General features: G+C 63.7%; 1 protein-coding gene. It reads right to left on the reverse strand.

Translation table 11 applies throughout. From position 1 onward, the window contains the following. On the reverse strand, positions 1 to 267 hold a 267-nt coding region (locus tag SB753_RS37815; protein ID WP_410805254.1), incomplete at both ends, for a helix-turn-helix domain-containing protein.

Below are 267 nucleotides of genomic sequence, written 5' to 3' on the forward strand. Positions count from 1 at the left end.
GTGATCGACGCTCAGCACGTCGAAGCCCTCGATATCGCGTATCACCACGTCTCTCATCGTCATTTCGCACCCTCCTGAATCCGCTAGAGACGGCCGGAACCGGCTGTGCGTCCCGGCCTTCCGATACAGCGCGGGCGGCATGCCGAAGACGGCGCTGAACGTCCGCGTGAACGACTGCAAACTGCTATAGCCGGACCGCTCGGCGATCTCGGCAATCGGCATCGACCCATTCGCGAGATAGCCGGCCGCGCGATGCAAACGCAGCCG

It is taken from the genome of Paraburkholderia sp. SIMBA_053 (assembly GCF_046534895.1).
Classification (GTDB): domain Bacteria; phylum Pseudomonadota; class Gammaproteobacteria; order Burkholderiales; family Burkholderiaceae; genus Paraburkholderia; species Paraburkholderia caledonica.